This is a genomic window from Clostridium sp. KNHs205, from assembly GCF_000702945.1.
Classification (GTDB): domain Bacteria; phylum Bacillota; class Clostridia; order Lachnospirales; family Lachnospiraceae; genus Anaerocolumna.
In genome coordinates, this window is sequence record NZ_JNLE01000005.1 from 146,397 (window position 1) to 171,799 (window position 25,403).

A 25,403-nucleotide genomic window follows, 5' to 3' on the forward strand; every position below is an offset into this window, starting at 1 on the left:
GGAAAACCTACTGGCCATTACTTAATTATGGATACATCGATTACCAACTGATGTTGATAGTTGGTTGTCAGAAAAGCGCGTTATTTAGCAAGAAGTGTTTAATACTTATCATATGCTTTAAATCCTAACACTTTAAAGCTTATTACTCACAGATTGATGTTGATTTTATTATATAAGTGAAAACAAGTCATCTAGAATCGGTATACCTTCTACATTTTGAATCCACACTTCTTCTTTATAAAAATCCTAAGAAACACCACATAAATATCAAATATATGCTTTTCTTCTATGTACTCTAGATATTCATATCTTCCTTCATAGATAGCCATGCTTTGCGAATATCCTCATAAAGCGAAGCATTTAGAATCTCATTTTTATATTTTAATGAATTTTCTTTTGTTTGATTATATTATAATTATGTCTTGAATAATCTAGTTCATAGAATTTGCTCATGATTTCCCCTTATCACTTAAACCATTAATTTTGGAACCTCAATAAAATGCTTTTCATTCAAACATTATCGTTCTATGATATGATAATTTTATCATATAAGAAATAATAAAGATAATTAGAGAAAGTTATGTGTCTGATAAATTCATTATATATTCAAAAGGATTAAATAAACTTACAAATATATTATGAATATATAAATTAAATTACAATATATTACGAAAAGCTTAAATTAACTATAAATAGTTGACTACAGCAGTAAATATATGTAAAATTAATATTGCAAGGGAATATTTACCAATTTATTGTCTGCAAGTTTTAAAAATTCAATAGAAAGGAGGATTAATTACAAATAAGTATTCAGAACCTATTAATAGATAAACAAGAGAGGGGAAATATAATGAATAAGAAAAAAGTCATAGCAATAGCAGCTATATGCAGTATTATAGCAACACCGTTTAATACATATGGCAAAGGTATTTCAGAACAAACCGATAAGCAATATTTAGTTTTACGATATGAAAATTCAAACTATAAGGTTCATACATTTGATTTGAGCTATTCTGAGATGTCAAAAATGAAAAAAGATAAAAATAATTTGGTAATTGAAGAAGACAGTTATGTATATGGCAGTCAGCAAGAATTATCAAATATTGAGGTAAGCCATGAAAGTAGTACAAATGATTTAACTCTAAAAGATTCCGAAACGGAATGGAATTTGCAAATGATAAATGCAGATTCTGTTGTAAGGACTCCGGAATCAAAAGTAAAGGTCGCACTTATAGATTCGGGAATTGATTATACCGATGATATAGACGTTTATAAAAGAAAAAACTTCATTCCGGGGGAAGATAACGTATCTGTTTTATATGAAGACAGCAGCGGTCATGGTACAAGCATCTCTGGTATCATGGCAGCAAAAGATAATGATGAAGGGATAACGGGTATAAATCCAAATATAGAATTATATTCTGCCAGAGTGCTTGATCATGAGAATAAAGCTCCGATTAGCCGAGTGATTGATGCAATATATTGGGCAATTGAAGAGAATGTAAATATCATTAATATTAGTTTTGGTACCACTACGAACTCTGAAGCATTAAGGCATGCAATTCAAGATGCCTATAATGCAGGTATCCTGATTGTTGCAGCAGCAGGTAATAATGGTACAATTGAATATCCGGCGGCATATGATGAAGTTGTCGCTGTTGGTGCTGTAAACAGTAAAGGTGAGCGTAGTGACGGCAGTGCTACGGGAGCAGAACTTGAATTAATGGCACCAGGTGAGCAAATTCTATCTACCGGAGCATTTGGAGGGGTCTCAGTTTCTGAAGGAACCAGCATGGCAGCACCCCATGTCGTTGGAGTAGCATCAATACTATGGGAGAAAGATTTATCTTCCTCAAGAGATTTTATACGTAAATTACTTGATGTTAGTGCCAATAAATACGGAGATAGTAACGAATACGGTTACGGTCTTATTGATTTAGGGTATGCCTTGGAGGTCTACGATGACTTTAAAAGTTCATACAATAGTGTACAAGCCAGTAGTATAAATGATGATAATAACTATAACATTGAAAATAATTGTGAGATTACTGTATTCGAAGATATTGATTATGTTACCGGAAGCTGGGCTACAAGTAAACATGAAGAGCTGGCGGGAACTGGAAATATTTTAACCGCAGCTGCTTTGGCAGTAGTTAAACTGGGTGCCGCTGCACCGGATAAAGCCATATATAATATTCAAGGAATGGGAGTATATCCCCAATGGCATGGGTTTACCAGCTGGACTGATGCAAGCGGAACGAAACAATATTGTAACTACATGGCTTCCTATATTTTACTAACCAGGGTGGCACTTGGCTTCCCGAAAGATTATACAAATTCAAATACCTTTACGGCACCGGCTAAACCTTCTTACATGTCACAGGCAGACTATAATAATATTAATGGTAAAGCAACAGCTACTACATTTTGTGGTGTTTTATGGAAAGAAGTACTTGGAAGTAATGGAGTAACTGATAGAAATAAAAGATTATTTATGTATGGTACAGCTTTGCACACAGCTACAGATTTATTTTCACATAGTACTTATCTGCCTGATACCACTTATATTAATCATGATTCAGGAGCAGATACCTGGACATATATTGCTAATAGGTCAAAGTGTGCGACTGAAATGGCTAGAGCACTGATTACCCGAATATCCGGCTATACAGCAGGTGATGTTTCGGATTTTGCTCAGGCAATAAGAGGCACATATGATGGTACTTTTAAAATACCAACTTATGCCACCAAGGCAAATGCAATCAATAGTACTTATTATAATAGTAACAAAGCACTCTTTGATTCAATTAGTAACTATTAAATAACAAATTGATTATAATAAGCCGAAAAGGATTGATTAATTCCATTCCTTTTCGGCTTATTCTACTTTTTAGCTTTAATTTACTTTATAAAAATCCTCTGAAAGCTGAAACCCCTTAAACTCAAAGTTAGAACCCGGAAGGAATACAAAAAATAATAAAAGATGAATGAAAATGTTTAGAGAAGCTGAGCTATACTATAATGAATTTGGTAACTTATGTGCTCCATTTTATTATAAAACTAAAGAAGGATTAGCATTAAGAATGATATAATAGACTTTCTGAAAATAATTAGTTAATAAAGCAACACGAAATGCAAAATAAAAAAATAAAAACCCCAGTAAACACTGAGGTTTTAGAATGGAGCTGAGGGGAATCGAACCCCTGTCCGAAAGCCCATCCATTGCAGCATCTCCCATTACAGTCAATCTTTTATGCAGGTCTTACCTGCTGTTCCCTCCGCCAAGCGCCGGTTGACAGGCTCATGACTTTGGTAGCTTCATGTTTCTTTTATCTTCTCAAAGCTTTGAAGACAAAGTGCCTTGCTAATTTGATGCCGAGGTCTTAAGCCGCAAGAAACTTAAGTTCGACAGCTGCCATTAGGCAGCGTACGCTAAATTATCGTCTGCGTTTAATTTTATTTCTAAGTTGATGACGCGGTCCTAGTCCGCGAATGGCTTCCGCAACTTCAAAACCCCCGTCGAAACCAGTACAACCCCGAATATTCGGAATAATTTGGTTTGCAGACATGCGATTTAATGAATATTACATACATAGTATAACCACTAATTGTGTCTAAAATGTGTCTAAAAAAAATTAATATAATATTTAAACTCTATTCAAAGTATATACATATATGAACGATATAATAACTATTGTAGACACAAGAGAATTCTTGGTTAAATAATTTTTTTCATAAAAGGGGACTGTAGCAGTGAAATCCATCCGGGTATTGCTACAGTCCCTCCTCCTTTATTCAGCCGCAACTGCTTTTACAGGAGGCACAATCGTTACAGCTGCTCTTTGGTGTTACAGCCATATTTTCTATTTCAAATTCATAATCCTTATAAGAGCAATTGTATATATTCTTACCGTAAAGGATACATCCCTTATCTGAAAATTCTATTTTTATTGGTACAATATCTTCTTCACTGTCATTTATCAAGCTAATCTTGTAATAAGGTTCAATAATTTCTATGCTGTTATCCTTCTTTTGTCGCACCTTAATACGATCTGTAGAGGTAATAAGTGATTTAATACTGCCATCTATGTTAAAATTAAGCGAATTAATATCACCATTGATTCCATTTGCATTCATATCAAAACAGGCTATTTTACCTATTGGAGTACTTCGAAATAAGGGATACGCAGGTTCCAGAGATTTAATACTTCCCTCTGGATAAAAGGCTATACCAAAACGCACTTTAACATTAATACCTCCAACAGGTACTGACAATGTTTCTTTTGGCCAGAGTGTCAGACTCTTTATATTACCCTTTTTATAGAAATGCAAGCTGATAAACTTTTTCTCCACATAACCATGATCCATCTTAAGGGTTATTGGCTGTGCCAATCCATATTCATTCTCTTCTGTCCAATAACCTGTAATTTTACCGTTTAACGGGAAAATACGCTTTATTTCACCGCTTTCATAAAAGGTAATAAGCTCTGCCAGTATCTCACCTGCCGTTGTATGAATCAACGTCTGCTCTTCCAAGGCTAATCGCCTTAAATTACCTTTTTCATAAAAGGATATAGATTTGATATACTTTTTACGGGTACCCTCGTTTGTGTATTGAGGTATAAATTCACCGTAAGGAGTGTGCAGAATATTTTTTTCCTCAAAGGAGCATTCCATTAGCTTTCCGTTCTTGTAGTAATCCGGTGTTGTTATTCCTGTCAGACAACCATATTGGGTGTCGTACATTACAATATCCTTATTCATACTCATCCTATAACCCTCCCTCTTTTATTCACAGCTATAACGCTTATGTTGATTATGAGATATGATACATATACCTTTTTCTATCCAGCTTTATATCAACTTTTTTATAAAACAGGTTTACTTCAATAACCAGCCTTTCGCCACACAAACCTTTATTAAGACTAACAATACCATTTCAGCAAACATGATTCAATATTGCATAACGTAAAGAATAATGTAACATTACTTATTATATTTAGCTATATTTTTAAAAAACTGAAATAAGTCCAACCATCCAAAAGTTAGAAATGCTGTAAAACCAGACATCCATACTCTTTTATAGATTGAACTTATATTCAACTTATTCCGTATATTTTATGATATTATTTTTGAACTTATCGAATGGATTGGCATCCTGCTTCTGATATCCTGTGTTTCGAAATACTCTATAAAGGCATCTACTATTTCAGCATCAAATTGAGTCCCTTTGTTTGCAATAAGTTCTTTCAATGCATCGTCGACAGACATAACAGCTCGGTATGCCCTATTACTGGTCATAGCATCAAATGCATCTGCAACACATACGATTTTAGCAAGGAAATGTATATCATCTCCCTTTAAACCTCTGGGATAACCTTTACCGTCAACCCGTTCATGGTGTTCATAGATGATACGCCTGCTGCTGTCTAAGAAATCCAGATTTGACAAGAGCTGATATCCAATTTCCGGATGCTCCTTAATCTTCTCATACTCCTCCTGGGTTAAACGTTCTTTCTTATGAAGAATATACTCAGGAACACCAATCTTTCCGATATCATGAAGAATACTGCCGAACTGAAGATCACTCTTCTCCTGTTCTCCTATTTTTAAGGCATCACCTATCATCATGGAATAGATCATAACCCGTTCACAATGTCCTCCGGTATAAAGATCCTTTTCTTCAATTACATTGGCCAGTACTTTAACCGTCTCGAAGTAACTATTCTTATTTTTTGCAAATAAGGTTTCCAGTTCCTCGTTGATGGATATGGTTTCTTCATAAAGGGATTCTATTTCATCTTTGTGTTCTGATATCTCTTTATTCTTATTCTCAAGATTTTGCTCTGCCTGGTATCTTTCCTGCAAAAGTTCTTTTATCTGTCCTTGCATTTTCACGAACTGGTCTGCCAGCAGCTGCAGTTCATCGTTGGTTTTTACTGCTATTTCGTGATCAAAATCACCTGTTCCTATCTTTTTAGCTCCTTCTGTGAGGATTTCTACAGGTTTGATCATTTTTCTGGATTCGTATACCCCAAAAATTGCAGCAACAAAAGCTCCGAATATATTAATCATTATGATTCGAAGTATATAATTCTTTATTAACTTTTCATTTCTGCTATTGTTATAAATTACTTCTACGACATTTATTTCATTACCGCCTGTGGAGCCATTGATTTTATATGGAATATATTGATAGAATACCTTCTGTCCGTTTTCTTTTTTGGTAACCTTTACCGTACTCATCGTCTGCATAGCCTGTTTAAAATATACACTATGGTCGCTGTCAATTACGATATTCTTACCATCACGTGTTTTTTTATAAGATACTCCGAGATAGTTATATAATAGAATTCTATCAACATCTACATTCTCCGCCTGTATCTGTTCATAGAAATTTTCAAAACTGATTCCCTTCATAAGACTTTCATCCTGAACAATTGGTGCACCATATTCAAAGATATAATTACCGTCTTTAGAGGGCAAATAGCAATATTTTGTCATAATACCATCAACTAGAGATAAATCGATACGGGATGCAACGAATTTACCTTCCTTACGAATCTTACCAAGAAAGTCAACAAAGCTGTTATTACCATTAAAATTAAGTCCCATATCCTGTTTATCAGTCGATGATATTATTATATTATCATAATTTATAATATAGAGATCAAAATCATTTTCACCTGTCTGAAAATTTTCCAGAGGAAAATTGATATCTCCCTTTTTCTCATATTCTTTCATTACATTATTCAGAACCTGCTTCGCCTCTTCATCCATAGGCTTTTCAATCAGATAATTAATATAATCTGTATTACTCAGATTATTCAGCAGCCTCTGACCAATCATATTCTGCTGCTCGGTGAATTCATTTTTTAGAAATGTGGTGTTAATAACCAATTCCACAATTGAAGAAATACATGAAACAATAATTACTGATGCAAATAACAATCCACCTATTTTATAGCGGAATTTCATTGGTCTTTTTATCCTGCCCACTTTATCTAACTCCATCTTCTGTAATGTACTATAGCTCCAATGCGTTGTCCGTTAGTTGTTTATACTACAATCATACACAATCATTAAAGTTTTGCAATAGAATATTACGATTTTTATTTATGTTCTTCGTATTCTTTCTTCTTTTTCACCTATTATGAATACTACTTTTACCAAACGGATTCCATTCGGTAAATCCTGTCTGTTCCGCATGGCTTGATGTGCTTTATCTATAAGCTGTTTTTTGGTATCTTCCGGATACTTGTCATCAAATTCGTATATGTATTCCTTCGGAATATTTTTTAAAGCAGCTTCTACCAGCGAACCACCTCTTTGGAGATAGTCATGTAACGCTTCTTTCACTATTTTTTCGTAATCCTGATATTTCATAAATTTTACTCCTTTCTGCATGCTTTAACATGCGTATAAAATCTGGGCGAATATAAAATTGCAGTTCATACTATTATATGCAGTTTAATATATAACTTGCATCGTTATCTTATTGCACTCACATCTGACCCTCATAACACTTTAGTCAGAAAATCAAGCGCCTTAAGGAAACAAGCAGGCTGTAACACTTAAGGAAACAGCCAGGTTGTTTCTGTGATTTTTCTATTAAACTGGAACTTTTTCTTCTTCTTGTATATAAATTATAATATAATGATTATAAATATAATTTGCTTATTGTAATTATCTATATAAGTCAGACGATTTCTCTCCCTACTAATATAAGGGTGAAAGCTTTCTTCTGTTTATATATAAATATAATTAACAATAAACTGCATTAATATGATAATTACATTTATATGATAAGTATAATTATATGAGGCAAGTATGTGAATAATGACAAACAAACCGGATTTTATTCAAAAGAAGACTTAAGAAACATTCTTAGATTATATCTGACACAGTATTCCACGTGGATGAGATTTTATATTGTAAGTCTTGCTGCCGCTATAAATGATCAGGAAGTAATTGAAAACCGACTGTTAGAAATTCCTATTGATATAGCAGGTATTTTCCGCATTTATTATGGCGACCAGACAGCAGCACAGATTGAGGATCTTTTAAGAGGTCACATCAGGCTGACGATGGATCTGGTTAAAGCCACTATTACCGGAGATTCAAATTCTTTTAACCATTCCGCCCCCAATGGATGGATAATACCAAAGCCTTGTCTTCAGAGCTGGCATCTATTAATAATAAGTGGAATGAGAATCAGTTTGAAAATCTGTTTGGTAATCTTTTATCCATGACCCTGGATGAAGCAAATAAACGAAAAAACAAACAATATGCAGATGATGTCTATCAATATGACAATATAGAATATTTTGTACTTATGATTGCAGATGTGCTATGGAATGGCTTTATGGTATTTTATTCATCACAACAAAATATAAAATGACATATACTATTCTATAACATGTCGATTATGACAACATTATGTACGGAGGTAGCTTATGGATGGAGTTAAAGAGTTTATCAATCATACCTGTTCTGACTTAAACGTTAAATTAACAGTCAGAGAGAGAGAGACTCCCGGTTGTACCTTTCGCATAGAGGAGTTCTGCCTGCTTATCGGCGAGTGTAAAAAAGTATGTTTTGGTAATGAATTAAATCCGTTTCTTGACTGCATCTATGCTTGCTATTGTAACTTTGGGCAATGTGCAAAAACCGAATTAGCTGTTAGAAAAATAGGCTGTGAAGTAGATAAATTCATTAATCTCACACCGAAAATCCTCTTCCTCAATGCCGGTCCTTCAATTGTAATATCATCATTATACTGGTATCATGCCTGCTAATCAGGAAATTTTTATATGCCAGGATGCATCTGAAAACTGCTTGTGCCGGGCTGGAGGTTCCACTTTATGGGTGGCAAGGTGCAATTCTGGGGACGTAGCGGAATTACGCTCCCAAAATTACAATGCAGAATACCACCTAATTGGGCTTTCAAAACGGTACAAAAAGTTTCAGACGCGCCTGCTGATAAGGCAGATGAAATATTCTGCCTCTCCCCATGTTTTTCTAAATTAATTATTCTCTTATGAAGCAATAAAACTATTAATTAAGGTTTTTTATCTTAAAGTCTTTCTCAGCTTCTCTTCTTTGATCTTTTTTAGCTATGTCTTCTCTCTTATCGTAGAGTTTTTTACCTCTTGCAAGTCCAATTTCAACCTTTACGAGGCTCCCTTTTAAGTACACGGTAAGCGGAACAACGGTATAACCTTTTTGTGCCACTTTTCCCATTATCTTATTGATTTCATAATTATGAAGCAGCAGCTTCTTCACACGAAGAGGGTCTTTATTAAAAATATTTCCTTTTTCATATGGACTGATATGCATACCGTAAATATAAACCTCTCCGTTCTCAATCCTGATAAAAGATTCCTTCACACTGCATTTACCCATTCTTAAGGATTTAACTTCTGTACCATGAAGAACAATGCCTGCCTCAAAAGTATCCTCTATAAAAAAGTCAAATCTGGCTTTCTTATTATTGGCAATCATCTTTATAGCATCTTTTCCCATACAACCTCTTTCTGAATAAATAATTTCATTAAATAAATGTACCTCTTCAAGTGTAAGCTATCCGAAAATTCTCACTTACACTTGAAAGGCCTGAACCCTAAGTTAAATATTCTATATAACTTAATTATTGTAATTTATTCTTCTACCAGTTCAAAATCTATAACCTTCTGTAATTTATCAGTAGCTGTGACCCTGACTTTAACTTTCTGTCCCAGCTTGTAGCTCTTTCTGGTGTGCTCCCCAGTCATGGTATAACGTTCTTCATCATAAATGTAGAAATCATCCTCCATGTCAGTAACCCTGACAAGACCTTCTACCGTATTAGGGAGTTCCACATACATACCCCAATTTGTAATACCTGAAATAACCCCTTCAAACTCTTCCCCAATCCGGTCACTCATATACTCTACTTTTTTAAGCTTTAATACATCTCTTTCTGCGTCATCGGCACGGCGTTCTGTTATGCTTGCCTGCCTTGAAACATCCGGAAGAATTTTATGATAGTGGTTATAACGTTTCTCACTTAATCCTCCTTTTAAATTCTCCTTTATAATGCGATGGATCTGTAAATCAGGATATCGTCTGATCGGTGAGGTGAAATGACTGTAGTATTTTGTTGCTAATCCAAAATGCCCATCACTGTCAGGTGTATATTTAGCTCTCTTCATGGAACGAAGGGTCAGTCTGCTGATTAGCGCTTCTTCAGGTGTACCTTCTACTTTTCTCAATAATTTCTGTAATTCTTTCGGATGGATTTCCTCCTGCCCTATACGAATGCTATAGCCAAAATTATTGATAAAGATACCTAGTTCCTTTATTTTCTCAGAATCCGGATTTTCATGGCTTCTGTATACAAAGGGAATCTCCTGCCAGAAATAATCCTCTGCAACGGTTTCGTTGGCAATTAACATAAAGTCTTCTATTATTCTGGTTGCTTTGTTTCTGTCATACGGTTTAATCTCTATGGGATGTCCTTCCTGATTTAAAATTATCTTACTTTCCGGAAAATCAAAATCTATGGAACCTCTTTTACTTCGCTTTTCCCTTAATATTTCAGCAAGTTCCTCCATAAGCAGAAACATGGGAACCAGTTTTTCATATTCCTTCATTTCAGCTTCATCTTTTTCTTCCAGAATCTTTTTTACACTGGTATAGGTCATTCGCCGGTCTACACATATTACCGACTCTGTTATTTCATGACCGATTACAGTCCCTTTATCGTCAATATCCATTATACAGCTTAAGGCTAATCTGTCAGTACCGGCATTTAAGGAGCAGATACCATTTGATAATTTGTGAGGCAGCATGGGGATGACTCTGTCCACCAGGTATACACTTGTTCCCCTGCTTAATGCTTCTTTATCCAGTGGCGTATTTTCTCTGACATAATGTGATACGTCTGCTATATGAACACCCAAACGATAGATATCACCTTCTTTTGATATGGTTATAGCATCATCCAGATCCTTTGCATCCTCTCCGTCTATGGTTACTGTCTGCAGCTTACGAAGATCCTTCCTGCCTCTTATCTCCTCCTCAGAGATTTCTTCCTCTGTCGTTTCCACCTGCTTCATAACTTCCTCTGGAAATTCCAGAGGCAGATTATAGGCTGCAATAACGGATTTTATATCAACTCCGGGATCATTGATATGCCCCAGGATTTCAACAACTCTTCCTTCTGGATTCTTATCCTTATCTCCGAAATTCGTTAATTTAACTATTACCTTATGTCCGTTTACTGCACCTTTGGTATGCTCTTTCTGAATAAAAATATCTTTTCCGAACTTGGTGTTATCAGGTATAACAAAGCCATAATTCTTACTTTTCTCAAAGGTTCCTACTACTGTTGTATTACTTCTCTCCAGTATTCGGATGACTTCTCCCTCCATACGCTTTCCTGTTCGGCTCTCGCGTACAGTAACAAGCACTTTATCATTATGAAGTGCACCTTTGGTGGCATTCTCCGGTATAAAAATATCCTCTGCTTCACCTTCTACAATTACAAAACCAAAGCCTCTTTGTGTACCTGTAAAAACACCTGTTTTTGTATTATTATCCGAAATTCGGTATTTACCTGCATTGTCTGCTTCTATTTTACCATCTGCTATAAGAGCTTCTACGACTTCACGAAAATCACTCTTCTCATTTCTTGGTACTTGAAGAATTGCAGCCATATCTTTTACTTTCATTGGCTGATATTCTTTGCTGCTTATAAACTCAAGCAGTACTTTTTTTCTTTCTTCCAATATTATTTTATCCATATATCCTCTTTCTGTCTGCCGGACCTTCACCGTTTAGTTACAAATAGTATACCATAATTCTCCTGTGTTTAATACATCTTTATTAGCCTTGCAGACTTATGTTTGTCTGTTATTTTATTTATATTTTATTAGTTTCTTATCTTATAAGATATTATATACCCATTTTTTGATGGCATCTTTTACATGGTTAACCTGGGTATTTATTTCTTGAATCAGATACAATAAAATTTTGAACAGCTTCCAGGCTTTAAATTAATTGCATTGAAACCGGGTTAAAATAATTTATATTAATAATTTGCTGCAAGTAATATTAGAATGTTTCAGAAAAATCATTCTGCTCTTCTGATCCTTTGATTTAATCATATTATTCTATAATAAAATGATACACTGCCAAAAATCTTATCTTATTTTCAAAATCCCCACGCCATTCCTGCATTTACAAAGCCTTGGCACAGGGAGAACTTACAGAAAAAAACACCCCTGAAATCCTATGCTTCTGGATCCAGGGATGCTTCTCATATCTGATTCTAAAACTTATTAAAGAACATTTAAAACGATAGCAAGAACGATAAATGCTGCACCAAGTATGATGGTAGCCTTTAATAAACCGCCTTCTTTCGATCTGCTTCTGTTCTTACCCCAATAAGTATCTGCTAAGCCACTGATGGAACCGGAAAGTCCGGCAGACTTACCTTCCTGTGCTAATACACATACAGATAAGGAAAGGCATACAAGCACAAATATAACAGTGATTATTATTTTTAATACTTCCATTAAGACACCTCCTAACGCACTGTTTTGATTATAACACAGGCTGCCCTAAAAGACAAGCGTAAGCTTTAATTCTTATGGGTATGCCCTGCTATTTCTTTATCAGTAAGGATTTACCGGTCATTTCAACAGGTTTTGTTAATCCCAGCATTTCTATCAAAGTAGGTGCAATATCCGCTAAACAGCCACCTTCTCTTAATCCATATTCCTTATCATAATTCACAAGAACAAAAGGAACGGGGTTGGTGGTATGTGCGGTAAAAGGCTCGCCTGTCTCATAATCGATAAGCTGTTCTACATTACCATGATCCGCGCATACAAACATCTGACCGTCTACTTTTATAAGAGCATCATACACCTGTCCAACGCAGACATCAATAGCTTCAACAGCTTTCACTGCCGCTTCTACGATACCTGTATGTCCAACCATATCCGGGTTTGCAAAATTTACGATTATCACGTCATATTTTAATGATTCAATTGCTTCCACAAGGTTCTTAGCTACTGAAAAAGCACTCATCTCAGGCTGCAGGTCATAGGTTGCAACCTTGGGAGAATTAACAAGAATCCTCTCTTCCCCTTCGTTGGGAACTTCAACACCACCGTTAAAGAAAAAGGTTACATGGGCATATTTCTCTGTCTCAGCCATTCTAAGCTGCTTTAAGTTGTTCTCGGCTAAAAACTCGCCAAAGGTATGATCTATAGCTACCTTATGGAAGGCAACAAGCTTATGCTCAATGGTTACATCATATTCTGTAAAGCAAAGGTAAGTTAAAGGTATTCTGCCTGCAGGTCTTTCAAAGCCCTTAAAGTCATCATCACAGAAAGCTCTGGTTATCTCTCTTGCACGGTCAGGTCTGAAGTTAAAGAAGATAACAGAATCATTTTCTTTAATAACAGCTACCGGCTTGCCATTTTCCTTCACAACCGTAGGTAATACAAATTCATCATTGATTTCTTTGTCATAAGAAGCCTGCACTGCCTCTGATGCACTTGCAGCTTCTTCTCCTTCTCCGCAGGCAAGAGCACGGTAGGCTTTTTCTACACGGTCCCAACGGTTATCACGGTCCATTACATAGTAACGACCCATTACTGAAGCCACCTTACCGATACCCAGTTCTTTCATCTTCTCTTCCAGTGCTATTACAAAACCTTTTCCAGAGGTAGGAGGGGTATCTCTTCCGTCTAAGAAAGCGTGTACATAAACATTCTTAACGCCTTCTCTTTTTGCCATTTCAAGCAATCCGTATACATGTGTAATATGGCTGTGAACGCCACCGTCTGAAAGCAGTCCGTATAAATGCAGATCTGAATTGTTCTCTCTGCAGTTCTCCATGGCTTTCTTTAAAGCTTCATTCTGAAAGAAATCTCCATCAGCGATTTCTTTTGTTATTCTGGTTAATTCCTGGTATATAATTCTGCCGGCACCCATGTTTAAATGTCCAACTTCTGAATTTCCCATCTGTCCTTCCGGAAGTCCAACCGCCATACCACTGGCGTAGCCCTTTTCCCAGGGATACTCAGAAAGCAGTTTATCCATTACAGGAGTTTTTGCTAATTTTACTGCATTACCTTCGGTCTTGTCATTTAATCCATAGCCGTCTAATATCATTAATACTGTAGGTTTTTTACTCATATGAACACTCCTTTTCCTGGAGCTCACGAAAGATGTTTCACATCTGTTTGGTTAGAATAAATTGTGAGCCTCATATCACTTCATTATGTCTGGCAGTTTTAACTGCGAATTCTTACATAAGATTATTCACCTTATGTAAGACAGTTTTACAATAACATTATAAATGAAACTTTAGATTATGAAAAGCATTTTCATTTATATTATTTATAATTAACAATTTTTCCGAAATCAGGCTTTAAGCTTGCGCCGCCAACTAATCCGCCGTCGATATCAGGCTGTGCAAATAACTCTGCTGCAGATTCTGCTGTAACACTACCGCCGTACTGTATACGGATGGCTGCTGCTGTATCTGTATCATAGATTTCAGCGATGCACTCACGAATAGCTTTGCATACTTCCTGTGCCTGAGCAGAGGTTGCTACTTTGCCGGTTCCAATAGCCCAGATAGGCTCATATGCAATTACAGCTGTTTTTGCCTGGTCAGGAGTTACATTTAAGAAAGCGATCTTAATCTGCTGACGGATAAAGTCAATAGTTACGCCCTGCTCTCTCTGGGTAAGGGATTCTCCGCAGCAGACAATAGGTGTAATGCCATGCTCGAAAGCTTTCAATACTTTCTTATTTACTGTTACATCTGATTCTGCGAAATACTCTCTTCTCTCGGAATGTCCGATAATTACATAATGAACACCGATATCATCGAGCATTCCAGGTGCGATTTCTCCTGTATAGGCTCCGTTTTCCTCAAAATGCATATTCTCAGCACCAATCTGTATATTGGAACCCTTTGCTGCTTCTACTGCTGTTGTTAAGGAAATAGCAGGAACACAGAATACCACGTCTGCTTCCTCTGTTGCTACAAGGGGTTTTAACTGATTGATAAGAGTTACGGTCTCACTGGTAGTCTTATTCATTTTCCAGTTACCGGCTATAATTTTTCTACGCATTTCATTTCTCCTTTTCCTTAAGAAAAGGGACTGTCAGGCATCGAAGCTGTCAGTCCCTGATATATTAATTACTGCTGTGATTTTATGCTATTAATCAAGTACTAATTATTTATCGTTAGCTGCTGCTACACCAGGAAGTTCTTTTCCTTCCAGGAATTCAAGTGAAGCACCGCCGCCTGTTGATATATGAGTCATCTTATCACCAAAGCCTAAGATATTAACAGCTGCTGCTGAATCGCCACCACCGATGATGGTTGTTGCATCGATTTCTGCAAGTGCTTTTGCAACTGCGATAGTACCGTTGGCAAAATTAGACATTTCAAAAACGCCCATAGGTCCGTTCCATACTACAGTCTTTGCTTCTTTTACAGCATCTGCATAAAGTTTGCTGGTTTTCTCACCGATATCAAGACCTAACCAGCCTTCTTCGATTCCTTCTTCACCGGTTACAGTTTTGAATTCTGCATCATTAGAGAAAGATTTCGCAGCGATGGTATCTACAGGAATTAATAATTTAACACCTTTCTGAGCTGCTTTCTCAATCATTTCTTTTGCATAATCAAGGTAATCAGCTTCTAACATAGAGCTTCCGATTTCTTCTCCCTTTGCCTTCATGAAGGTAAAGGCCATACCTCCACCGATGATAAGAGTATCCACTTTATCAAGAAGGTTATTGATAACAGAAATCTTACTGGAAACTTTGGAGCCTCCAAGGATTGCAACAAAAGGTCTTTCAGGGTTGTTAACTGCATTACCAAGGAAATCGATTTCTTTCTGCATTAAGTATCCAACTACTGCAGTATCAACATATTTTGTGATACCAACGTTGGAGCAATGTGCTCTATGGGCAGTACCAAAGGCATCGTTTACAAATATATCTGTGATAGAAGCAAGATCTTCGCTGAAGGCATCTACATTCTTTGTCTCTTCTGCTCTATAACGTGTATTCTCAAGAAGAACCACTTCACCATCCTGCATTTCAGCAACAGCTTTTTTTGCATTCTCGCCTACTACTGTAGCATCAGCTGCAAATTTTACAGGCTGTCCTAAGAGCTCTGCAAGTCTTACAGCTACAGGAGCCAAGGATAACTCAGGCTTAGGCTCACCCTTAGGTTTACCCAGGTGGGAGCAAAGAATAACCTTGCCGCCGTCTTTTATTAATTTCTGAATAGTGGGAAGTGCGGCAACCAGACGGTTTTCATCTGTTATTTTGCCTTCCTGTAAAGGTACATTGAAATCACAACGTACTAATACTCTTTTGCCTTTAACGTTAATATCATCTACTGACTTTTTATTTAACATAATAGACTCCTTTCAATATGTTCATGAAAATGTTAATATAATTAAATTTTCTTATAAAAAATGAGACCGATCTTTATAGAAAAGCAGAGGGTTCGGTTAACGTTCCTCGACTTTGCCTACAAAGACCGGACCCATTAAGGATCAATATAATTATAAACTATAATAAATTCCTTATCCTGTAACAATCAAGGATAAAACTATTGATGAATTATACAGTTAGTAATAATCGTAAACTATTATTATGCTAACTCAGCAAAGAATTTGATTGTTCTAACCATCTGGCTGGTGTAGGAATTCTCATTGTCATACCAGGAAACAACTTTAACTAAAGTCTTGTCCCCATCAAGAGGAGTAACCTTTGTCTGAGTTGCATCGAATAAAGAACCTTCACTTATACCGATGATATCGGAAGATACTAATTCTTCTTCTGTGTAACCGAAAGATGCGCTGGCAGCTGCTTTCATAGCTTTGTTAACATCATCTTTTGTTACTTTGCTCTTTGTAACAGCAACTAATTCTGTGATAGAACCAGTAGGGGTAGGTACACGCTGAGCTGCACCGTCTAATTTACCGGATAACTCAGGAATAACAAGACCGATAGCTTTAGCAGCACCAGTGGAGTTAGGAACGATATTTTCAGCAGCTGCACGAGCTCTTCTTAAATCTCCCTTAGGATGAGGACCATCTAATGTCATCTGGTCACCAGTATAGGAGTGAATTGTTGTCATGAAGCCTTTTTCAATTTCAGATAAGTCATTTAATGTTTTAGCCATAGGAGCTAAGCAGTTTGTAGTACAGGAAGCTGCAGAAATGATTGTATCTGCTGCTGTTAAAGTATTCTCGTTAACACCGAATACGATTGTAGGAAGATCATCACCTGCGGGAGCAGAGATTACAACCTTCTTAGCACCTGCATCGATATGTGCCTGAGATTTAGCTTTTGATACATAGAAACCAGTACACTCAAGTACTACATCTACACCGATCTCTCCCCAAGGAAGGTCTGCTGCGTTTTTCTCAGCATAGATTTTGATCTCTTTACCATCTACTACGATAGAAGACTCTTTTGCTTCAACTTTATCAGCTAAAGCGTATCTTCCCTGTGCTGTATCATATTTTAATAAGTGTGCAAGCATTTTAGGATTTGTTAAGTCGTTGATAGCTACGATTTCATATCCTTCTGCTCCAAACATCTGTCTGAATGCAAGACGTCCAATACGTCCGAAACCATTAATTGCTACTTTTACTGCCATGATTATATTCCTCCTAATTGTTAATTTTATAATATGCTGCCATATGTTCCATAACAATAGTCTTATGTAGGAGCGACAGCTATTAACCAGCATGATTGACAAAATTTTCTCAAACACTATATTATTTTACCTTTTTTATAGGAAAATATCAAGTACAAAATATAAATTCAAATAAGATTAATAGATACTTCATAAAAAGATTACAGAGACAAAAATCTTTGTGCATTTTATCAGTAATATTTTTCCATTTATATTTATTCACTGCTGAAATCTATACAACATTACAAAATGAGGAATCCGGACATGGGAGTATACTGCAGGATGCAGTATGTTTTCATGGACTCCCTGCCGAATTCGTTTCTATAACATTTGATACGATATTTCTTCGTAATTGAGGATTACACCTTGTCAGGCTGTTATCTCATACCCTGAGCTGCCTGTCCTTGTGCAGATTGTCCGCTTTGAGAGGACTGTGCTGTCTGATTAGCAATATTTCTCAGGTTTGTTATCTCATCCTCTGTTGCTTTTTGTGAGGGAGGATAATAATTTTTGTTTTTTGCTATTGTATATAGCTCATGCTGGCAGGTTTCTGCATCATTTCTCATCTGCTGTAATGTCTGTCTGAGTTCCTGATCCTCTGCCTGTGAAATCATATCACCAAGACTTTTTAAACCTGCATTAATTGAACTAAGAGCGTCTGTTACCATTGCTTGTTCCTGCATATTGAAACCTCCTATTTAAGAAATTGAATTAGTTTCTGTCTTTTTTGCTCAGATGCCTGCACTTCTTTCTGGAAAAACTGTTTCACATTAGGATCTGTGCACTGCTCGGCATAGGTCTGGTATTTCTGTTTATCAGCTTCTCCGAAGACTAAAAGGTGTCTTAAATTCTGAACATCAAGTTTAGATAAGTTACTCATTCATATTTCCTCCTTATACGTAATATTCTCAGATAACAGCCATAATTTTTGCTTTATTATCTAGATTTATTATTGCTTAGAGGTCTCTTTCTTATGCAGGAAAAAAAGAGTATATATTTTTATATTTTATATTTTTAAAATAAAACTATCTTAGTTATTATTTTTTGGGCAATATTAATGTTTACTGAATCATATTATCATACAGTTCTTCATAGAGAGCAGCAGAATTCTTCCAGGAATAATCCATAGTCATTCCACGGTCAACTATTTTGTTCCATTCTCTTTTTTTATTGTAGAAGATATGTTTGGCATAATTTATAACAGACAGCATTTCGTGTGCATTGTAATTGTGAAAACTAAATCCTGTCCCTGTATTATCAAACTCATTGTAAGGTATTACAGTATCCTTAAGTCCGCCTGTTTCCCTCACAATGGGTACAGTTCCGTAGCGTAAGCTGATTAACTGGCTTAAGCCGCATGGTTCGAACAGAGATGGCATCAAAAATGCATCACAAGCCGCATAAACTCTGTGGGCTCTCTCCTCTGAGAAGAAAATACTGGCAGATACCCGGTCACCGTATTTCCAGGCATAATGGCGGAAAAGGTTTTCATATTTAGCTTCTCCGGTACCCACCACAACTAATTGAGCATCTTCCGAGCAGATACTATCTATTACGCAGTCAATCAGATCCAATCCCTTCTGATCAGTCAGTCTGGAAACAATTCCTATCATAAATTTCTTCGGATTCACTTCTAATCCCAATTCTTCCTGAAGTGCTTTCTTATTCTTCCACTTTTCTTTTCTGAAAGTTTTGCTGTTATATTGTATTGGTATCAGCTTATCTGCAGCCGGATTATATTCTTCGTAATCTATACCGTTTATGATGCCCTCCAGGGAATTATTCCTTGCCCGCATCAGGCCATCCAGTCCCTCTCCGTAATAGGGGGTTTTTATTTCCTCTGCATAAGTCTTACTGACAGTTGTCACCTTATCTGCGTAGGTGATGCCGCCTTTTAGATAATTAGCATCTCCGTAGGCCTCCAGTTTATCCGGCGTAAAATAATAGTCGGATAGTCCGGTTACATCTTTCACGGTTTTTACATCCCATACTCCCTGGAATTTCAGATTATGTATTGTCATTATTGATTTAATACCACTAAAGAATTCATCTCCTGAAAATAAGTCTTTTAAATAGACAGGTATCAGACCAGTCTGCCAGTCATGACAGTGTATTACATCCGGTTTGAATTCAATTATCGGAAGAATTGATAAAGCAGCTTTTGAAAAAAATGCAAACTTTTCGATATCTTCGTAAATGTTCCCATAAGGTGTATTACCACAAAAATAATATTCATTATCGATAAAATAGTAATGGATTCCGCCTTCATATATCTCCAACAATCCCACATACTTGTTTCTCCAGGATAAATCCATATTAAAATTGCATTTAAACTCCATTTTTTCTTTCAGTACATCTGGTATTGTTTTGTAATTTGGCATTACAACACGTATATCGTATTCATCTTTATTAATGTATTTGGGTAAGGCCCCTACAACATCTGCAAGACCACCTGTCTTAAGAAATGGAACACATTCAGAAGCTGCAAATAATATTTTTTTCATTTTTACCTCGCATTCTGCCAATAAGGACAGCACAAAATTTGAAATATAAGCTACATCAATAAATCCATTCTATGTTTTTATGTATTAATTATACATGATTTTCCTTTGTTAGTGAAGTTTTTTCATTAAAAAACTGCTTCAGTAAAACGAACGCTTAGCGCTCGTACCCCTTTTACTGAAGCAGTGTAATTCTAACAGCAATGTCTGATAGCTGTTATGCTCTTAATTTATATTCCAGTCTGATTTTGTCAGCGATTAAGGCTACAAACTCAGAATTGGTCGGCTTTCCTTTGCCGTTACTAACAGTATAACCAAATAGTTCATCTATGGTGTCCATTTTTCCTCTGCTCCATGCAACTTCTATAGCATGTCTTATAGCTCTTTCTACTCTGCTGGGCGTTGTCTTATGACGTTTTGCAATGGACGGATATAACAGCTTTGTAATGGAATTTAACATTTCACTGTCATTTACAGACATCATAATAGCATCTCTAAGATACTGATATCCTTTAATGTGGGCAGGCACCCCTATTTCATGAATTATATTTGTTACATCGGATTCCAGATTTCTTTCCTTGTAATCATCCTTACTCTCGTAAGTGCTTACACGGTGATTTTCAAATACTTTCGTATTATGTAAATCGCCTCTGATCTGTTTGATTCTCGTAAGAACCATATTGTTATCAAAGGGTTTCATAATATAGTAACTTGCACCTAATTCAAATGCATTCTCAGTTACACCTTCCTGCCCGATTGCAGTAATCACAATAAATGCCGGTATACTTTTATAACTTTCATCCAACCTGATCTTTTCCATAACACCCAAACCATCCAATTTAGGCATTATCAAATCCAAAAGAACTACATCCGGCTTCTTATCCCGTATAACATCCAGTGCGTCGATACCATTGTCAGCTGTTCCTACTACTTCAATATCTGAGTCTCCCTTTAAGATTTCTTCTAACAGCTTAACGATTCTTTCATTGTCATCCACAATTGCTACATTGATTTTACCCACTTTGTTTTCCTCCCAAAATATTCCTTTTGCTTAAAAAAATTGTCTGACTTGAATACTTATTTACCTCCTTTGTATAATCACCTGCTAAAAAATAGTTCATCCGTACCATATTATAACTCTAATTGGCTTTCAAGTCAATATTTTCCATATTTTTTAACAAAATCTCGACTTTTTCTATAGAATTAAGTATTCAACTTTAAATATACAGCCTTTTACATATTACGTTACGGATGAAGCAAGTCAATTCGTAGAATCCGCGAAGAATGAAATGTAAATTATTGACATATCCATATTATATACATATATTTCCATATTATCAATTCTTTCTTATCGCAATTTACGACATGGGTGCTTTTGTTTTGTGTATATAAGAAATATTATATTTCTTTTTACATAATAAGAATTCTTTTTAAGAAATTCTATTGTTAAATACTGTAGCATTTTATTGCTATAGTTGCAATAGGTCGATTGCAGCTTTATTTTATTTATCTTCCAGATTATTAAGCATATTTTCGATAAATGTCCCGTAACCTTTGGTTGAATCCTGTATGAAGACGTGAGTTACAGCTCCTATTATCTTGCCATTCTGTATGATAGGACTGCCGCTCATCCCTTGCACGATTCCACCGGTTTTGTCAATTAAAGCTTTATCTGTTATGCTTATTACCATTCCTTTATTAGGACTCTGGCTGTTAAGATCTATTTTGTCAATATTTATTTTATATTCTTTTACTTCATTTTCTACACAGGAAAATATGGTTGCAGGTCCAAGTTTAATCTCCTGCTTTAACCCCACTGGTATTGCATCATAGGACTTTGCTTTGACGAATCCCGTACCAATTCTACCAAAGATACCTTGATTTGAGTTCTTCAGAATATCACCTATTTTATCCTCTGAATTTTGCTTGATCAACCCTATCAATTCTCCGGGAACCCCTTGTTTTCCTTTGATGATAGTCATAATGTCGGCATTATATAAATAACCTCGTTCAATTTCCATCAGAAGACTGGTATCTATATCTGTAATTCCATGCCCTAAGGCACCAAACTGACCGTCCGGTGTGATAAAGGTAAGTGTACCTATACCTTGTGTATTATCTCTTATCCAGGCTCCTATCTTATACTCTCCATCCGGGGTTTTTACAGGTGTAACTTTGTATTCTGTAAGTTTATCATCACGCCGTAAGGTAATCTTTACATCCTTTCCGTCACTATGCTGTATTTCCTCAATTAATTCTTCTTTGTTATGGATTACGGTGCTGTTTACTTTAGTTATATAATCGCCGGTTTTTAGCTTATTCAGGGAAGGTTCATAATTTAAACCATCGGCTCCGTTTATTACACCAGTACCAAGAACCATAACACCATCGGTTTCAATATAAATACCTATAGGATTCCCACAAGGAATTACTTCTTTCTGATCTATGACACCTATGGTAACTTCCTTGAAATTCCAAAATCCAAATAATTTCAGATTGACTTTGTAACTGCCTGCCTCACTGGAATTAATCGTAAAGGGCTTGCTTAAGTTCAGTTTAATCTGATCTCCCGGAACAGTTTTATTATTTACACTTAGAACATCTACATCTCCGTAAGTTACACTGCCTTCCATTGGTAACTTAAAATTAAATTCTTCATCTTCCCCCACCAGGATTTTGATAGAATCCGGTACGCTGTTGTCAATATACCGATAGGTAAAATAACCCAATACCATTATATTAATACACAAAACCAGAATAAGGATTTTACGATAAATAGATCTTCTATGCATGATTTCAGCTCCCTCTACGCTTTTTCGCGTAAATATTCAAATTTTATATAAACAGATATCTATCATACGAATATACATGTTTAGACAGCAGTTAAAGAAATACCCTTTTATTTTATGCAATAGAGTTTATCAGGCTTTTAGAACAAAGGGTCTTATTGCCGGGATTCCAGTGCCGATACGGTGTCACCATAGTGATCCTCTTCTTTCACTCTTCATGCACAAACCGTCCGGCAGGTCTTTATCCAATAGAGGAAAATGTCCTATTATCAAAACACCATTTTCTATCACATAAAAAAGGATATACACTAAAAAGTGTATATCCTTAAAATAACTGCCTTATGTTAGTATGTGTAGTAAATAAATTTTCAAACTATCTTTTTTTGTTTTTTTTCGCTAATGTAATCATTTCCTTTGCACTGTCTAGAACTGTTTTGGTTATTTCTGCACCACCGAGTATTCTGGCAATTTCTTCAATGGATTGCTGTTCTTTTAACTGTCGTATGCCGGTTCTTGTAGTCTGTCCATCTGTCTGTTTTTCAATAATAAAATGACTATCGGCCATGGAGGCAATCTGGGCCAGATGGGTGATACAGATTATCTGATGACTGAAGGATATCTCTGATAATTTCTCCGATACCTTTTGGGCTGTTCTTCCGCTGATACCGGTATCTATCTCATCAAAAATCAATGTATCTATCTCATCCTTATCTGCAAATACTGATTTTATGGCAAGCATTATTCTCGATAATTCTCCTCCGGAAGCAACTTTTGACAGAGTCTTCATTTCTTCACCAGGATTAACAGATATGAGGTATTCTGCGTCATCAAAGCCGTCTTTTGTATAATTTTCCTTCTGGCTTAGTTCAATGGCAAACTGAACATCAAGAAAATTCAGATCAAGCAAAGCATTTTTGATCTTAGCCGCCAACACTTTTGCGTTTTTCTTTCGTATTTCTGATAATTTAACGCAAAGGCTATGTACTTCTCTTTCTTGTTCTGCTATCTGTCTGTTAAGCTCCTCAAGTGTTACCTCGTAATTATAGTACTGCTCCAGCTTAAGCTCGCCTTCTTCTAATACCTTCAATATATCAGTTATAGAATTCCCATATTTTGCCTTCAGATGATTTATCAGATTTAAACGCTCTTCCACTGCTGTAAAATCTTCTTCCTGATTGTTTAAATCCGATTGATATTCAGAAAGATTACGATTAAAATCATTAACAAGTGCTTCTACATCAAGTAGTTGATTATATATACCTTCCAGATTCTTATCATATTCAATCAGCTTAGATAGTTGTTTGACGCTTCTTCCTATCATTTCTCCTGCTGACCCTGCTGACTGATAGCCCATATAATCATAAACCTGCCCGATTCCTTCTGCTATTATTCTGGCATTTGAAAGCTTCTTATATTCACTTGTTAATAGTTCGTCTTCTCCTTGCTTTAATTTTGCTTCCGTAATCTCTTTTATCTCATATTCAAGATAGGATATTTCACGAAGACGCTTGTCCTCATCAATCATTAATTCCGAAAGTTTGTTTTTCAATTCTGTCAGCTGTAAAAATTCCTTGGATAGCTTTTGTTTTAACAGGAAAACTTCCTCTTTGGCATAGCGGTCTATAATATCAAGATAATTCTCTTTGTAGAGCAAGGATTGATGTTCGTGCTGGCCATGGATATCTATCAGTAATGCTGCTATTTCTTTTAAACTCTGGCTCGTAACTATCTCTCCATTAATTTTGCTGATACTTTTCCCGTTGGTAATCTTACGGGTTATCAGTATCTGTCTGTCTTCAAAGGGCAGATCAAGCTCTTTCATTCTGTTCTCCACCGCCTTACTGCCGGTTTCAAAAAGAAGTTCAACCATGGCATAGTCCGCACCGCGCCTTATTATGTCTTTACTGATCTTTCCTCCTAAGCATACATTAATAGAGCCAATAATAATGGACTTTCCTGCTCCGGTTTCTCCTGTAAGTATATTTAGCCCATCCTTCAAGGTTATATCTACTTCATCAATAATTGCAAAATTCTTTACATGTAAATTGAACAGCAAGCTTTCTCCTCCTAAAGGTTAAGTGATATTTATGATAAATTATTTAATTGCGCCATACAAAACATATGTTCTTTTTCTCATAATAACATAACATAAAATTTTGCGCAAGTAATTTATCCTGGTTGTTGGGTAATTAATTGTAGCTGTAAGTTTGAGATTATAGAATGTTTTCTCGAATTTGCTTCAAAGCAGCCAGAATTTTAGAAAAACGGTATCAAAACAGCAAAAATATGAATTGTAATAAGAAATAATAAGTATTGTAATGAGATTTATAGTAAGAATTGTAATAACAAATAGATTGTTAAACGAGAAAAAAGAGGTAG

At 35.9% G+C, this 25,403-nt stretch carries 19 protein-coding genes and 1 other RNA gene; 3 read left to right on the forward strand and 17 right to left on the reverse strand.

Features of this window, described 5'->3' with window-relative positions:
* The first annotated feature begins 850 nt into the window (after nucleotides 1-850).
* The gene (locus BR73_RS27720) at nucleotides 851-2,821 is read left to right on the forward strand and encodes a S8 family peptidase (RefSeq protein ID WP_051685443.1); all 1,971 of its coding nucleotides are present in this window, start codon (nucleotides 851-853) and stop codon (nucleotides 2,819-2,821) included.
* Between the two features lie 356 nt (nucleotides 2,822-3,177).
* On the opposite strand, the gene ssrA is transcribed toward BR73_RS27720, so the two are convergent.
* The 4 genes from ssrA to BR73_RS0120320 all read right to left on the reverse strand — a co-directional run bounded on the left by ssrA (nucleotide 3,178) and on the right by BR73_RS0120320 (nucleotide 7,386).
* Nucleotides 3,178-3,538, reverse strand: a transfer-messenger RNA (tmRNA) gene (gene ssrA, locus BR73_RS28440).
* 257 nt (nucleotides 3,539-3,795) lie between these two features.
* A complete protein-coding gene (locus BR73_RS0120310; RefSeq protein WP_051685444.1) occupies nucleotides 3,796-4,770 on the reverse strand; it encodes a hypothetical protein in 975 nt (324 codons plus the stop codon).
* Nucleotides 4,771-5,118: 348 nt separating this feature from the next.
* The gene (locus tag BR73_RS27725) at nucleotides 5,119-6,999 is read right to left on the reverse strand and encodes an HD domain-containing phosphohydrolase (RefSeq protein ID WP_197032708.1); all 1,881 of its coding nucleotides are present in this window, start codon (nucleotides 6,997-6,999) and stop codon (nucleotides 5,119-5,121) included.
* A 117-nt stretch (nucleotides 7,000-7,116) separates the two neighbouring features.
* A complete protein-coding gene (locus tag BR73_RS0120320; protein ID WP_033167757.1) occupies nucleotides 7,117-7,386 on the reverse strand; it encodes a hypothetical protein in 270 nt (89 codons plus the stop codon).
* A 446-nt stretch (nucleotides 7,387-7,832) separates the two neighbouring features.
* On the opposite strand from BR73_RS0120320, the gene BR73_RS0120325 reads away from it, so the two are divergent.
* A complete protein-coding gene (locus tag BR73_RS0120325; RefSeq protein ID WP_033167758.1) occupies nucleotides 7,833-8,252 on the forward strand; it encodes a hypothetical protein in 420 nt (139 codons plus the stop codon).
* Between the two features lie 204 nt (nucleotides 8,253-8,456).
* A complete protein-coding gene (locus tag BR73_RS0120330; protein WP_033167759.1) occupies nucleotides 8,457-8,798 on the forward strand; it encodes a hypothetical protein in 342 nt (113 codons plus the stop codon).
* A gap of 259 nt (nucleotides 8,799-9,057) precedes the next feature.
* On the opposite strand, the gene smpB is transcribed toward BR73_RS0120330, so the two are convergent.
* From smpB to recN, 13 genes are all read right to left on the reverse strand, one after another.
* Nucleotides 9,058-9,525 (reverse strand): SsrA-binding protein SmpB, encoded by a 468-nt coding sequence (smpB, locus tag BR73_RS0120340; protein WP_033167761.1) that lies wholly within the window; start codon nucleotides 9,523-9,525, stop codon nucleotides 9,058-9,060.
* A 134-nt stretch (nucleotides 9,526-9,659) separates the two neighbouring features.
* Complete coding sequence (gene rnr, locus BR73_RS0120345) at nucleotides 9,660-11,786, reverse strand: ribonuclease R (RefSeq protein ID WP_033167762.1); 2,127 nt, start codon at nucleotides 11,784-11,786, stop codon at nucleotides 9,660-9,662.
* A gap of 537 nt (nucleotides 11,787-12,323) precedes the next feature.
* Nucleotides 12,324-12,560, reverse strand: coding sequence for a preprotein translocase subunit SecG (gene secG / locus BR73_RS0120350; protein WP_033167763.1), 237 nt, complete (start codon nucleotides 12,558-12,560; stop codon nucleotides 12,324-12,326).
* An 88-nt stretch (nucleotides 12,561-12,648) separates the two neighbouring features.
* Nucleotides 12,649-14,193, reverse strand: a complete 1,545-nt coding sequence (gene gpmI, locus BR73_RS0120355) for a 2,3-bisphosphoglycerate-independent phosphoglycerate mutase (RefSeq protein ID WP_033167764.1) — start codon at nucleotides 14,191-14,193, stop codon at nucleotides 12,649-12,651.
* Nucleotides 14,194-14,393: 200 nt separating this feature from the next.
* A complete protein-coding gene (gene tpiA, locus BR73_RS0120360) occupies nucleotides 14,394-15,140 on the reverse strand; it encodes a triose-phosphate isomerase (RefSeq protein ID WP_033167765.1) in 747 nt (248 codons plus the stop codon).
* A 105-nt stretch (nucleotides 15,141-15,245) separates the two neighbouring features.
* Complete coding sequence (locus tag BR73_RS0120365; RefSeq protein ID WP_033167766.1) at nucleotides 15,246-16,442, reverse strand: phosphoglycerate kinase; 1,197 nt, start codon at nucleotides 16,440-16,442, stop codon at nucleotides 15,246-15,248.
* Nucleotides 16,443-16,681: 239 nt separating this feature from the next.
* Nucleotides 16,682-17,695, reverse strand: a complete 1,014-nt coding sequence (gap, locus tag BR73_RS0120370) for a type I glyceraldehyde-3-phosphate dehydrogenase (RefSeq protein WP_033167767.1) — start codon at nucleotides 17,693-17,695, stop codon at nucleotides 16,682-16,684.
* Nucleotides 17,696-18,111: 416 nt separating this feature from the next.
* Entirely contained in the window at nucleotides 18,112-18,417 is a 306-nt protein-coding gene (locus BR73_RS0120375; protein ID WP_081848811.1) for a spore coat protein, read from the reverse strand.
* A gap of 11 nt (nucleotides 18,418-18,428) precedes the next feature.
* Nucleotides 18,429-18,614, reverse strand: a complete 186-nt coding sequence (locus tag BR73_RS0120380) for a hypothetical protein (protein ID WP_033167768.1) — start codon at nucleotides 18,612-18,614, stop codon at nucleotides 18,429-18,431.
* A 181-nt stretch (nucleotides 18,615-18,795) separates the two neighbouring features.
* Entirely contained in the window at nucleotides 18,796-20,238 is a 1,443-nt protein-coding gene (gene glgA / locus BR73_RS0120385; protein WP_033167769.1) for a glycogen synthase GlgA, read from the reverse strand.
* A gap of 214 nt (nucleotides 20,239-20,452) precedes the next feature.
* Nucleotides 20,453-21,256, reverse strand: coding sequence for a sporulation transcription factor Spo0A (spo0A, locus tag BR73_RS0120390; protein WP_033167770.1), 804 nt, complete (start codon nucleotides 21,254-21,256; stop codon nucleotides 20,453-20,455).
* Nucleotides 21,257-21,737: 481 nt separating this feature from the next.
* The gene (gene spoIVB, locus BR73_RS0120395) at nucleotides 21,738-23,027 is read right to left on the reverse strand and encodes a SpoIVB peptidase (protein ID WP_033167771.1); all 1,290 of its coding nucleotides are present in this window, start codon (nucleotides 23,025-23,027) and stop codon (nucleotides 21,738-21,740) included.
* A gap of 370 nt (nucleotides 23,028-23,397) precedes the next feature.
* Nucleotides 23,398-25,080, reverse strand: a complete 1,683-nt coding sequence (gene recN / locus BR73_RS0120400; protein WP_033167772.1) for a DNA repair protein RecN — start codon at nucleotides 25,078-25,080, stop codon at nucleotides 23,398-23,400.
* Nucleotides 25,081-25,403: the final 323 nt, after the last annotated feature.

What these genes read in the sequence shown, in the direction of transcription:
- BR73_RS27720 (WP_051685443.1), top strand. Translation starts at nt 851, where the DNA reads ATGAATAAGAAAAAAGTCATAGCAATAGCAGCTATATGCAGTATTATA.
- BR73_RS0120310 (WP_051685444.1), bottom strand. Translation starts at nt 4,770, where the DNA reads ATGAGTATGAATAAGGATATTGTAATGTACGACACCCAATATGGTTGT.
- BR73_RS0120320 (WP_033167757.1), bottom strand. Translation starts at nt 7,386, where the DNA reads ATGAAATATCAGGATTACGAAAAAATAGTGAAAGAAGCGTTACATGAC.
- BR73_RS0120330 (WP_033167759.1), top strand. Translation starts at nt 8,457, where the DNA reads ATGGATGGAGTTAAAGAGTTTATCAATCATACCTGTTCTGACTTAAAC.
- smpB (WP_033167761.1), bottom strand. Translation starts at nt 9,525, where the DNA reads ATGGGAAAAGATGCTATAAAGATGATTGCCAATAATAAGAAAGCCAGA.
- rnr (WP_033167762.1), bottom strand. Translation starts at nt 11,786, where the DNA reads ATGGATAAAATAATATTGGAAGAAAGAAAAAAAGTACTGCTTGAGTTT.
- secG (WP_033167763.1), bottom strand. Translation starts at nt 12,560, where the DNA reads ATGGAAGTATTAAAAATAATAATCACTGTTATATTTGTGCTTGTATGC.
- gpmI (WP_033167764.1), bottom strand. Translation starts at nt 14,193, where the DNA reads ATGAGTAAAAAACCTACAGTATTAATGATATTAGACGGCTATGGATTA.
- tpiA (WP_033167765.1), bottom strand. Translation starts at nt 15,140, where the DNA reads ATGCGTAGAAAAATTATAGCCGGTAACTGGAAAATGAATAAGACTACC.
- BR73_RS0120365 (WP_033167766.1), bottom strand. Translation starts at nt 16,442, where the DNA reads ATGTTAAATAAAAAGTCAGTAGATGATATTAACGTTAAAGGCAAAAGA.
- gap (WP_033167767.1), bottom strand. Translation starts at nt 17,695, where the DNA reads ATGGCAGTAAAAGTAGCAATTAATGGTTTCGGACGTATTGGACGTCTT.
- BR73_RS0120375 (WP_081848811.1), bottom strand. Translation starts at nt 18,417, where the DNA reads ATGCAGGAACAAGCAATGGTAACAGACGCTCTTAGTTCAATTAATGCA.
- BR73_RS0120380 (WP_033167768.1), bottom strand. Translation starts at nt 18,614, where the DNA reads ATGAGTAACTTATCTAAACTTGATGTTCAGAATTTAAGACACCTTTTA.
- glgA (WP_033167769.1), bottom strand. Translation starts at nt 20,238, where the DNA reads ATGAAAAAAATATTATTTGCAGCTTCTGAATGTGTTCCATTTCTTAAG.
- spoIVB (WP_033167771.1), bottom strand. Translation starts at nt 23,027, where the DNA reads ATGCATAGAAGATCTATTTATCGTAAAATCCTTATTCTGGTTTTGTGT.